This window comes from Amycolatopsis oliviviridis, assembly GCF_014654365.1.
Taxonomy (GTDB): domain Bacteria; phylum Actinomycetota; class Actinomycetes; order Mycobacteriales; family Pseudonocardiaceae; genus Amycolatopsis; species Amycolatopsis oliviviridis.
The window spans coordinates 429574-441322 of the sequence record NZ_BNAY01000002.1 but is presented as its reverse complement, the minus strand read 5'-3'; the positions used below and the strand labels follow the sequence as shown (position 1 = coordinate 441322).

The 11749-nt window shown below is 69.4% G+C and carries 10 protein-coding genes; 7 read left to right on the top strand and 3 right to left on the bottom strand.

The genetic code is table 11. The annotated features are described in order from the left end of the window. Positions 1-151 precede the first annotated feature (151 nt). The 3 genes from IE302_RS09195 to IE302_RS09185 are packed head-to-tail and all read right to left on the bottom strand — an operon-like array spanning position 152 to position 2018. Complete coding sequence (locus IE302_RS09195; RefSeq protein WP_191253791.1) at positions 152-760, bottom strand: acetoacetate decarboxylase family protein; 609 nt, start codon at positions 758-760, stop codon at positions 152-154. Further along, a complete protein-coding gene (locus tag IE302_RS09190) occupies positions 757-1596 on the bottom strand; it encodes an enoyl-CoA hydratase-related protein (protein ID WP_191253790.1) in 840 nt (279 codons plus the stop codon). The genes IE302_RS09195 and IE302_RS09190 overlap by 4 nt, the downstream gene beginning before the upstream one ends. A gap of 41 nt (positions 1597-1637) precedes the next feature. Next, positions 1638-2018, bottom strand: coding sequence for a MerR family transcriptional regulator (locus tag IE302_RS09185; RefSeq protein ID WP_191253789.1), 381 nt, complete (start codon positions 2016-2018; stop codon positions 1638-1640). A 50-nt stretch (positions 2019-2068) separates the two neighbouring features. Here IE302_RS09185 and IE302_RS09180 point away from each other — a divergent pair, with 50 nt between their 5' ends. From IE302_RS09180 to IE302_RS09150, 7 genes are all read left to right on the top strand, one after another. Continuing rightward, positions 2069-2923, top strand: a complete 855-nt coding sequence (locus tag IE302_RS09180; protein WP_191253788.1) for an NAD(P)-dependent oxidoreductase — start codon at positions 2069-2071, stop codon at positions 2921-2923. Positions 2924-3207: 284 nt separating this feature from the next. Then, complete coding sequence (locus IE302_RS09175) at positions 3208-4002, top strand: TIGR03084 family metal-binding protein (RefSeq protein ID WP_191253786.1); 795 nt, start codon at positions 3208-3210, stop codon at positions 4000-4002. Continuing rightward, entirely contained in the window at positions 3999-5696 is a 1698-nt protein-coding gene (locus IE302_RS09170; protein ID WP_191253784.1) for an acyclic terpene utilization AtuA family protein, read from the top strand. The genes IE302_RS09175 and IE302_RS09170 overlap by 4 nt, the downstream gene beginning before the upstream one ends. Then, on the top strand, positions 5693-6841 hold the full coding sequence (locus IE302_RS09165; protein ID WP_191253782.1) for an acyl-CoA dehydrogenase family protein: 1149 nt from the start codon (positions 5693-5695) through the stop codon (positions 6839-6841). The genes IE302_RS09170 and IE302_RS09165 overlap by 4 nt, the downstream gene beginning before the upstream one ends. After that, positions 6838-8436, top strand: a complete 1599-nt coding sequence (locus IE302_RS09160) for an acyl-CoA carboxylase subunit beta (protein ID WP_005152118.1) — start codon at positions 6838-6840, stop codon at positions 8434-8436. The genes IE302_RS09165 and IE302_RS09160 overlap by 4 nt, the downstream gene beginning before the upstream one ends. 187 nt (positions 8437-8623) lie before the next feature. Beyond that, a complete protein-coding gene (locus IE302_RS09155) occupies positions 8624-10576 on the top strand; it encodes an ATP-binding protein (RefSeq protein WP_191253780.1) in 1953 nt (650 codons plus the stop codon). Further along, entirely contained in the window at positions 10573-11739 is a 1167-nt protein-coding gene (locus IE302_RS09150) for an acyl-CoA dehydrogenase family protein (RefSeq protein WP_191253778.1), read from the top strand. Before IE302_RS09155 ends, IE302_RS09150 begins: the two co-directional genes overlap by 4 nt. Positions 11740-11749 lie beyond the last annotated feature (10 nt).

Genomic DNA, 11749 nt, shown 5'->3' with positions numbered 1-11749 from the left:
TGCCCGACCACCGCTCCCGAGCGGTCTCCCCGTCGCTGGGCGGTGCCGGTTCCCAGAGACTACATGTAGGGGTCGGAGGCTGCACGTGCCCCAATGGGTGGCGTGTCGTGGTCTCACCCTGGCGGGTTAGACGATCACGCTGTGCGGCTGGTCAGCCGCCGAAAACGAGGGTGAAATCGCGCAGGCAGGCGCTCAGGACGGGCCGCTGACCGGCCAGGAAACCGATCGGCCCGTGCTCGTTGATCCGCCAGTCCGCGGCCGCCGGCCGCGGTCGCGCCTTCGCCCGGACGGGGCTCCTTTTGAGACGGTCGTCCAGCATCTGGACGACGTCGAAGGCCGCGGGCATCTTCACCGGGAGGCTCGGACGGACGGTGAAGGCCGCCGTCGCGATCCAGTCCTCGTGGGTGGCCGCCGAGGCGGTGAACGTCCGCCCGTGGGTGAAGTCGAGTGTGGCGAGGTCCTTGGGGATGCCCCACAGCGCGCGGCCGCCGGCGAGCGAGACCTCGCTGTCGACCCAGATGTCGGTGATGGAGCTGGAGAGGCGTTTGCCGCGGACGGCGACGGTCGCCAGCAGCTCGTGGTACTGGAGCTGCCCGGGCTCCTGGTAGTCGATCCAGGCGGTGAACACCTGAGCGCGGCCGCCCGCCACGACCGGTTCGGCGCCTTCGGGCAGCGCGGGCAGTTCGTTCACCGGGACACGCCAGACCGACAGGTACGCCTGGCCCGCCAGGTGCCACGGCTCCGGGGGATAGGCGGTCACGCGTTCCGCCACGGCAGGTAGTCGGGCTGATCGGTGTCGACGCGCATGGAGAACTCCGGTGGTCGTTTCTGCAGGAAGGACAGGACCCCTTCGACGGCGTCCGGGCTGGAGCCCAGGCCGCCGATCAGCCGCGAGTCCAGCTCGTGCACGGGGAACGGCGACGCGGCGCTCGCCATCCGGTACAGCAGCTGGCGGGTCACCGCGACGGAGACCGGTGACGTGGTCGCGGCGATCTCCAGTGCCAGTTCGCGGGCCTTGCCGAGCACCTCGCCGGGCTCGTGGACACTGTGGACCAGACCGGCGTTTTTCGCTTCGTCCGCGCCGAAGACACGGCCGCTGATCATCCAGTCGAGTGCCGTGCCCATCCCGACGAGCCGGGGGAGGAACCAGGCGGACGCGCCTTCGGGATAGATGCCGCGGCGGACGAACACGAAGCCGAACCGGGAATCCGTGGACGCCAGGCGGTAGTCGCACGACAGTGTGATCGTGACGCCGCCGCCGACGGCCGCGCCCCGCAGGGCCGCGATCACCGGCTTGTTCATCGTGAAGACGCGTTTCGAGCAGCGTCCCGCCGGCTCCTGCCACGCCGCGTCCGGCCCGGCCTCCGGATCGAAGTCGAAACCGCCTTGCGAGAGGTCCGCGCCCACCGAGAAGTCCTTGCCGTTGCCGGTCAGGATCACCACGCGGACGTCTTCGTCGCGGTCGGCCCGGTCCATCGCGTCGCCGAGTTCGTCGGCCATGCGGATGGTGTAGCCGTTGCGGGCCTCGGGCCGGTTGAGCGTGACCGTCGCGATGCGGTCGGCGACCTCGTAGGTGATTTCGGCGTACGCGCTCATGACGTGAAAGTAAGGCTCCGTTGACAAGGTGTCAATAAGGCTCAGGCGAAGAGCTCGTAGGTCTTCTTGCCGGTCTGTTCGGCGGCGTCGATGTACCCGGCGAGCGCGGTGCGGGACCGCATGATCCTGTCCAGCTGTTCGTCGAGCTTGCCGAGTCGTTCGCGCATCGCGGCCAGCAACTCGGGGCAGCCGATCAGCTCGGGCTCCTCGCCGATCGCGCAGGGCAGCAGGTACGCGATGTCCTCGGACGACAGGCCCGCGGCGAGCAGGTGCCGGATCTGTTTCACCCGCAGGACGGCGTTCTCGTCGTACTCGCGGTAGCCGTTCGTGGCGCGCTCCGCCTCCAGGAGGCCTTGTGCTTCGTAGTAGCGCAGCTGGTGAGTGTTGACTCCCGTGCGGCGGCTCAGTTCCCCGATTTTCATCGTGTTTCCCACTTGACCTTCATACCGGTCTCAACGTCGACGATGCAGCCATGGACAACGAAACCACCGCACCTGTGACAGTTCTCGGCCTCGGCCTGATGGGGACCGCGCTCGCCCGCGCGTTCCTGAAGGCCGGGCATCCCACCACCGTCTGGAACCGGACCGCCGCCAAAGCTTCCCCTTTGGTTGCCGAGGGTGCGCGGCTCGCGCCCACGATCGGTGACGCGCTCGCGGCAGGCGGCACGACGATCGTGTGCCTCACCGACTACTCGGCCGTGCGCGACCTGCTCGACGATGCCGCGCTGGAAGGAGCGACCTTGGTCAACCTGACCTCGGGCGATTCCGCTCAAGCACGGGAAACCGCCGCCTGGGCCGAAAAACGAGGTGCCCGCTACCTCGACGGCGCGATCATGGCGATCCCGTCGTCGATCGGGACCGCCGAGGCGGTGATCCTGCTGAGCGGGCCGCGGCCGGACTTCGACCTCGGCGCGCTCGGCACGGCCAGCCATCTCGGCGAGGACCCCGGGCTCGCGTCCCTGTACGACGTCGCGGGTCTGACGATGATGTGGAGCGTGCTGAACGCGTGGCTCCAGGGCACCGCGATGCTCAAGACGGCCGGTGTGGACGCCGCGACGTACGCGCCGTTCGCGCAGCAGATCGCCGCCGGCGTGGCCGGCTGGCTGCCCGGATACGCGGAGCAGATCGACAAGGGTTCCTTCCCCGCGGAGGTGTCGGCGCTGGAGACCGACGCGCGGGCGATGGCGCACATGGTCGAGGAGAGCGAGGCGCTGGGCGTGAACGCCGAGCTGCCGAAGCTGATCAAGGCGATGGCCGACCGCGCGATCGCGGCCGGGCACGGCGGGGAGCAGTACCCGGTGCTGATCCGGGAGTTCGAGCGGCCCTGACGAGCGGACGCGCGTGATCAGGCACGTGACTCGCGTGATTGAGCACGTGACTCGCGTGACGGAAGGCGGAACTCGCGTGTCTGGACGCCGTCCTTGGTGTGCGGAGTCCAGACACGCGAGTTCCGTGTCTGATCACGTGAGCGCGGCGTCGTGTCACGCCATGTCACGCATTTAGTCCTCTGAATGCGGTTTGGGTCGGTGGGCGCAGGCGAGTAAAACAATCAGGCGTGCTTGATTTTTCTGGCGGAGGGTGCCAGCCTGGGGAGAGACGCGAGGAGGCGGGCATGGCTGACCTGGGCGTGATCCTTGGGGATCTCGCGGCGGAATCGCAGGCCATCGACGACGTGGTGGCGGACCTGCCCGCGTCGGACTGGGCGCGGCAGACCCCGGCCGAAGGCTGGACGATCGCCCATCAGATCGCCCATCTGGCCTGGACGGACCAGAAGGCGCTGATCGCGGCGCGCGGATCCGAGGCCGACTGGCAGGCCGAGATCGAAGGGCTCCTCGCGACCGGGGAGTCCTACGTCGACGACGGCGCGGCCGAGGGCGCGAAGACGCCGCCCCGTCAGCTGCTGGCCGAATGGCGCGCCGGCCGCGCGGAACTCGCGAAGGCGCTCGAAGAAGTGCCCAGCGGCCAGAAGATCCCCTGGTACGGACCGCCGATGAGCGCCGCGTCCATGGTGACCGCGCGCCTCATGGAGACCTGGGCCCACGGCCAGGACATCTTCGACGCGCTCGGCCTCACGCGCGAGAACTCGTCCAGGATCTGGCACATCGCCCGGTTCGGGACCCGCACGCGCGACTTCGCCTACAAGCTCAACTCGCTCGCCCCGCCCGCCGAGGAATTCCGCGTCGAGCTGGCCGCGCCCGACGGCACCACCTGGGCGTTCGGGCCCGAGGACGCCGGGCAGCGGCTCACCGGGAGCGCGGTCGACTTCTGTCTCGTCATCACCCAGCGCCGTCATCCCGACGACACCGACCTGGTCGCGACCGGCGCCGACGTCGAGGAATGGCTCGGGATCGCGCAGGCCTTCGCCGGGCCTCCCGGTGCGGGACGGCGGCCGGGGCAGTTCGCATGACCCCCGCCCCGATCAGGATCGGCAACGCGTCCGGGTTCTACGGCGACCGGTTCTCCGCGGTCCACGAGATGCTCACCGGCGGCCCGCTCGACGTGCTGACCGGCGATTACCTGGCCGAGCTGACCATGCTCATCCTCGGCCGCGACCGGATGAAGGACCCGAATCGCGGCTACGCCAAGACGTTCCTCCGCCAGATGGAGGCGAACCTTGCGCTGGCCATGGAAAAGGGCGTCAAGATCGTCGCCAACGCCGGTGGGCTCAACCCCGCCGGACTCGCGGACGCGCTGCGCGAGCTGGCCGCGAAACTGGGTGTCGACGTCGCCATCGCGCACGTCGAGGGCGACGACCTCGTCCAGCGCGCCGAGGAGCTCGGGTTCGGCAAGACGCTGACCGCCAACGCCTACCTCGGCGCGTGGGGGATCGCGGAATGCCTGAACGCGGGCGCCGACATCGTGGTGACCGGACGCGTCACCGACGCTTCAGTGATCGTCGGCCCCGCGGCCGCGCACTTCGGCTGGGCGCGCGACGACTACGACGCGCTGGCCGGCGCGGTCGCGGCCGGGCACGTGATCGAATGCGGCACGCAGGCCACCGGCGGCAACTACGCCTTCTTCACCGAGCACGAGATCGGCGTGCCCGGCTTCCCGATCGCCGAGATCTCCGCCGACGGCTCCAGCGTGATCACGAAGCACCCCGGCACCGGCGGCATCGTGAACGCCGGAACCGTTACCGCGCAACTGCTCTACGAGATCACCGGCGCCCGTTACGCCGGGCCGGACGTCACGACGCGGTTCGACACGCTGACCCTCACCGACGACGGCCCGGATCGCGTCCGCATCAGTGGTGTCACCGGCGAACCCCCGCCGCCGACGCTCAAGGTCTGCCTGAACGGTCTCGGCGGTTTCCGCAACGAGACGACGTTCGTCCTCACGGGACTCGACGTCGAAGCGAAAGCCGCGCTGGTCAAGGAACAACTCGAAGGCGCGCTCAAGGCGCGGCCGCCCGCCGACGTCCGGTGGACGCTGGCCCGCACCGACCGGCCCGACGCCGAAACCGAGCAGCAGGCGAGCGCGTTGCTGCACGTCGCGGTGAAGGACGCGGACCCGGAGGTCGCCGGGCGCGCGTTCAGCGGCGCGGCCATCGAACTCGCCTTGGCGAGCTACCCGGGATTCCATGTCACCGCACCGCCCGCGGCGGCGTCGCCCTACGGCGTCTACCGGGCCGCTTTCGTCGACGCGCACGAGGTTCCGCACGTCGCCGTGCTGCCGGACGGGACGCGCCACGACATCGCGCCCGCCACCGAAACACTTCCTCTGTCCGAAGTGGACAATGAGCCGCTGCCCGCCCCGTTCACGCAGGCCGAGGTCCGCCGGGCGCCACTCGGCAGGGTGATCGGCGCGCGCAGCGGCGACAAGGGCGGCAACGCGAACGTCGGCGTCTGGGCGCGTTCGGACGAGGCGTGGCGCTGGCTCGCGCACCGGCTCACCGTCACCGAGTTCAAACTGCTGCTCCCGGAGACCGCGGACCTCGAGGTCCAGCGGCATCTCCTGCCGAACCTGCGGGCGCTCAACTTCGTCGTCGAAGGCATCCTCGGCGAGGGCGTGGCGTCGCAGGCGCGGTTCGACCCGCAGGCGAAGGCGCTCGGGGAATGGCTGCGCTCCCGCGAGATCGACATCCCGGAGGCTCTCCTGTGACCGACCCCTTCTCCACGCCGGAACGCGTCGAGCTGCGCAAGACCGTCCGGCGGTTCGCCGAAGCCGAGATCCTGCCGTATCTCGACGACTGGGAGCGCGAAGGCGAATTGCCGCGCGACCTGCATCGCAAGGCCGGAGAGCTCGGACTGCTCGGCGTCGGCTTCCCCGAGGAGGTCGGCGGCGGGGGCGGCGACTACCTCGACGCCGTCGTCATCGCCGAGGAACTGCACTACGCGGGCGGTTCCGGCGGGCTTTTCGCCTCACTGTTCACCTGCGGCATCGCCGTCCCGCACATCGCGGCGGCAGGCGATCCGGTGCAGCTCGAACGCTGGGTCCGGCCGACGCTGGAAGGCGCCAAGATCGGCTCGCTCGCGGTCACCGAACCCGACGGCGGTTCGGACGTCGCCGGGATCCGCACCACGGCGGTACGCGAGGGCGACGAGTACGTCATCAACGGCGCCAAGACCTTCATCACCTCGGGTTGCCGCGCGGACTTCGTGACCACGGTCGTCCGCACCGGCGAATCCGGCGCCCATGGCATCTCGCTCATCGTGGTCGAACGCGGCACGCCGGGTTTCACTGTATCCCGCAAGCTGGAAAAGATGGGCTGGCTCTGCTCCGACACCGCCGAACTGTCCTATGTGGACGTCCGGGTGCCCGTGGAGAACCTGATCGGCGCCGAGAACAGCGGGTTCGCGCAGGTGGCCACGCAGTTCGTCACCGAGCGGGTCTCCTTGGCGGTGCAGGGTTACGCGCACGCGCAGCGGGCGCTCGACCTGACCCTGGACTGGTGCCGCCTGCGGGAGACCTTCGGCCGTCCGCTGATCTCCCGGCAGCTGGTGCAGCACAAGCTCACCGAGATGGCCCGCAAGATCGACGTCGCCCGCGCCTACACCCGGCAGGTCGCGCAGCGGCACGTCGCGGGCGAAGAGGTCATCGCCGAAGCCTGTTTCGCGAAGAACACCGCCGTCGAGACCGCCGAATGGGTGGTCAACGAGGCCGTGCAGCTGCACGGCGGACTCGGCTACATGCGAGAGTCCGAAGTGGAGCGTCACTACCGTGACGTGCGCATCCTCGGCATCGGCGGCGGTACGAACGAGATCCTCACCGGCTTGGCCGCGAAGCGATTGGGATACACCGCATGAGCACGATCAGGTCCACAGTGGACTCACGGAGTGAGGAGTTCGCGGCCAACCGCGAGTCCATGCTCGGCAAGCTCGCCGAGATCGACGGCGAGCAGGCGAAGGCGATCGCGGGTGGCGGCGAGAAGTACGTCACCCGGCATCGCAAACGCGGCAAGCTGCTCGCCCGCGAGCGGATCGAACTCCTCCTCGACGAGGACTCGCCGTTCCTGGAGCTGTCGCCGCTCGCGGCCTGGGGTTCGGACTACCAGGTCGGCGCCAGCGTGATCACCGGCATCGGCGTGGTCGAAGGCGTCGAATGCATGATCTCGGCGAGCGATCCCACGGTCAAAGGCGGGGCGAGCAACCCGTGGACGGCCAAGAAGAGCTATCGCGCCGCGGACATCGCCGCGCAGAACCGCCTGCCGGTGATCAACCTCGTCGAGTCCGGTGGCGCGGATCTGCCGACGCAGAAGGAGATCTTCATCCCCGGCGGCCGGATCTTCCGCGACATCACGCGGTCTTCGGCGGCCAAGGTGCCCACGATCGCGCTGGTGTTCGGCAACTCGACCGCGGGCGGTGCGTACCTGCCCGGCATGTCGGACTACGTCGTCATGGTCAAGGAACGCGCGAAGGTGTTCCTGGGCGGGCCCCCGCTGGTCAAGATGGCCACCGGCGAGGAGTCGGACGACGAATCGCTCGGCGGCGCCGAGATGCACGCCCGCACATCGGGCCTCGCCGACTACCTCGCGGCGGACGAAGAGGACGCGATCCGGCTCGGCCGCAGTATCGTCAAACGGCTCAACTGGACCAAACAGGGGCCGACGCCGAAACCGGACTACGCCGAGCCGCTGTACTCCGCCGAAGACCTGCTCGGCATCGTGCCCACCGACCTCAAGGTGCCGTTCGACCCGCGCGAGGTGATCGCCCGGGTCGCCGACGGCTCGGATTTCGACGAGTTCAAACCCTTGTACGGCAGCAGTCTCGCCACCGGCTGGGCGAGCATCCACGGCTACCCGGTCGGTGTTCTCGCCAACGCGCAGGGCGTGCTCTTCGGTGAGGAATCGCAGAAGGCGGCGCAGTTCATCCAGCTGGCCAACCAGATCGACACGCCGCTGGTCTTCCTGCACAACACCACCGGCTACATGGTCGGCAAGGAATACGAGCAGAGCGGCATCATCAAACACGGCGCGATGATGATCAACGCCGTGTCGAACTCGAAGGTCCCGCATCTTTCGGTGCTCATGGGTGCCTCGTACGGCGCCGGGCACTACGGCATGTGCGGCCGCGCCTACGATCCCCGGTTCCTCTTCGCTTGGCCCAGTGCGAAATCCGCGGTCATGGGGCCGCAGCAGCTGGCCGGTGTGCTGTCCATCGTGGCCCGCGCCGCCGCCGCGTCGCGCGGGCAGGACTACAACGAGGAGCACGACGCCGCCATGCGCGCCATGGTCGAGGGCCAGATCGAGGCGGAGTCGATGCCGATGTTCCTCTCCGGGATGCTCTACGACGACGGGATCATCGATCCCCGCGACACCCGCACGGTGCTCGGGCTCAGCCTGTCCGTGATCCACAATGGACCAGTGAAGGGCGCCGAGGGCTTCGGCGTCTTCCGTATGTGACGGGCGGCGGAGCAGACTGATGTCGCGGCAACCAAATACACGTAAAGGCGCGCGTTCGGCCGAAGGCCCCGCTATCGGGGCGGCAGGGCGCTTGTCGACCGACAGCGCGGGTACTACGCGAAGTCGCGCCCTGGCGACCCGATCGCGGACGCGCGCGATCTCGCGTAAGGACAGTGAGGGGCCGAAAGTGATCGAGAAACTTCTGGTCGCCAACCGCGGTGAGATCGCCCGCCGCGTGTTCCGCACCTGCCGTGACGCCGGGATCGGCACGGTCGCGGTGTTCTCCGACGCGGACGCCGACGCGCCGCACACCGCCGAGGCGGACGTCGCCGTCCGGCTGCCGGGCAACGCGCCGTCCGACACCTATCTGCGCGCCGAACTGCTGATCAAGGCGGCCGTCGAGACCGGCGCCGACGCGATCCACCCCGGTTACGGCTTCCTGTCCGAGAACGCCGCGTTCGCCCGCGCCGTGATCGACGCCGGGCTGACCTGGGTCGGCCCGCCGCCGGAAGCCATCGAGAGCATGGGGTCGAAGGTCGAGTCCAAGCGGATGATGGCCGACGCCGGTGTCCCGATCCTGTCCGAATTGGACCCGGCCGAGGTCACCGAGGCCGACCTTCCGTTGCTGGTCAAGGCTTCCGCCGGTGGTGGCGGACGAGGCATGCGCGTCGTGCGCTCGCTCGGCGAGCTCGCCGAGGCCGTCGAAGGGGCGAGCGCGGAAGCCGCGTCGGCGTTCGGCGACCCGACCGTGTTCTGCGAGCGGTACCTGGAGACCGGGCGGCACATCGAGGTCCAGGTGCTCGCCGACACCCACGGCACGGTGTGGGCGGTGGGGGAGCGGGAATGCTCGATCCAGCGCCGTCACCAGAAGGTCGTCGAAGAGGCGCCGTCGCCGTTCGTAGACGAAGCCATGCGGGAAGCGCTGTTCGACGCCGCCCGCAAGGCCGCGCAGGCGATCGACTACGTCGGCGCCGGGACGGTCGAGTTCCTCGCCGGTCCGGACGGGCGGTTCTACTTCCTGGAGATGAACACCCGGCTCCAGGTGGAACATCCGGTCACCGAGGCCACGACCGGACTCGACCTTGTGTCGCTGCAACTGCGGATCGCCGAGGGCGAGCACCTGCCGATCGACGAGCCTGAGACGCGGGGGCACGCGATCGAGGTCCGGCTCTACGCGGAAGACCCGGCCGCGGGCTGGCAGCCGCAGAGCGGCACTCTGCATCGCTTCGCACTCCCCGCCGCACAGCGGGAATTCGAAGTCGGCCCGGGTGTCCGGCTCGACTCCGGCTTCGTCAGCGGCCAGACCGTCGGCGTGCACTACGACCCGATGCTCGCCAAGGTCATCGCCTTCGCCCCGGACCGCCGGAGCGCGGCGCGGGCGTTGGCCGGAGCGCTGGCCGACGCGGAGATCCACGGCGTGGTGACCAACCGCGACCTGCTGGTGAACGTCCTGCGCCACGAGGCCTTCCTCGCGGGCGAGACCGATACGGCGTTCTTCGACCGGCACGGTCTCGAAACGCTGGCCCGGCCACTGGCCACTGTGGACACTGTACGGATTTCCGCGCTCGCCGCCGCTTTGGCCGGTGCCGCCGTGAACCGGGCGGACGCGCGGGTGCAGGGACGACTGCCGAGCGGCTGGCGGAATGTCCGCTCACAAGGGCAGCGCAAACGTTTTCGTCAAGGAGAGGACGAGATCGAGGTCGTCTACACCCTTGGTCGCGACGGTCTGCGCGCGGACGGATTCGAAGGCGTCGAACTGGTTTCGGCCGAGTCCGGCGGCGTGGTCCTGGAAGTGTCCGGGGTGCGGCGGAAGTTCGGCGTCGCCCGGTACGGCGACACCGTGTACGTCGATTCGCCGGAAGGCACCGTCGAACTGAACGTGGTGCCGCGGTACACCGATCCCGACGCGGCGCTCGCCGCCGGTTCGCTCGTGGCGCCGATGCCGGGCACCGTCGTCCGGCTCGCGGTCGAGGCCGGCGACACCGTCAAGACCGGCGATCCGCTGCTGTGGCTGGAAGCGATGAAGATGGAACACCGGATCGCGGCGCCCGCCGACGGCGTCGTGACCGAACTCCCGGTGGTGGTCGGACAGCAGGTCGAAGTGGGCACGATCCTCGCGGTGGTAGGAGACGACGAATGAACGCGATGAACTTCACCGAGCCCGAGGAGCGCGTCGCGCTGCGGGCCGCGGTCGCCGAACTCGGCAAGAAGTACGGGCACGAGTACTACGCCAAGCAGGCCCGCGCCGGGCTCAAGACCGAGGAACTGTGGGCCGAGGCCGGACGGCTGGGCTACCTCGGCGTGAACCTGCCCGAGGAGTACGGCGGCGGGGGAGCGGGGATCGCGGATCTCGCCGCGGTGCTCGAAGAACTCGCCGCGGCGGGCTGCCCGCTGCTGCTCATGGTGGTCTCGCCGGCGATCTGCGGCACGGTCATCTCGCGGTTCGGCACCGACGAGCAGAAGAAGCGCTGGCTGCCCGGCATCGCCGACGGCAGCAGGCGGATGGTCTTCGCGATCACCGAACCGGACGCCGGGTCGAACTCGCACAAGATCACCACCACCGCGAAACGCGACGGCGGTGATTGGGTCCTCAGTGGACGGAAGGTCTACATCTCCGGTGTCGACGAGGCGGACGCCGTCCTGGTCGTCGGCCGTACGGAGGACTCGAAGACCGGCAAGCTCAAGCCCGCGCTGTTCATCGTCCCGACCGACGCGCCCGGCTTCGAGTACAAGCAGATCGAGATGGACATCGTCTCGCCGGAGAAGCAGTTCGGCCTGTTCCTCGACGACGTCCACCTGCCCGCCGACGCGCTGGTCGGCGAGGAGGACGCGGCGATCGCGCAGCTGTTCGCCGGGCTCAACCCCGAACGCATCATGGGCGCGTCGTTCTCGCTCGGCATCGCGCGGTACGCGCTGGCCAAGGGCGTGGCGTACGCCAACGAGCGCAAGGTGTGGGGCGCGCCGATCGGCACCCACCAGGGCCTCGCGCATCCGCTGGCCGAGATCAAGATCGAGCTGGAACTGGCCAAGCTCATGACGCAGAAGGCGGCCTCGCTCTACGACTCCGGCGACGACTTCGGCGCGGGCGAGTCGGCGAACATGGCGAAGTACGCCGCCGCCGAGGTCGCCATCCGTTCCGTCGACCAGGCCGTGCAGACCCACGGCGGCAACGGCCTCGCCAGCGAATACGGGCTGGGCACCCTGGTCGCGGCCGTCCGGCTGGGCCGGATCGCGCCGGTGAGCCGCGAGATGGTGCTCAACTTCGTCGGCCAGCACAGCCTGGGCCTGCCCAGGTCCTACTGAGAGGCGAGCG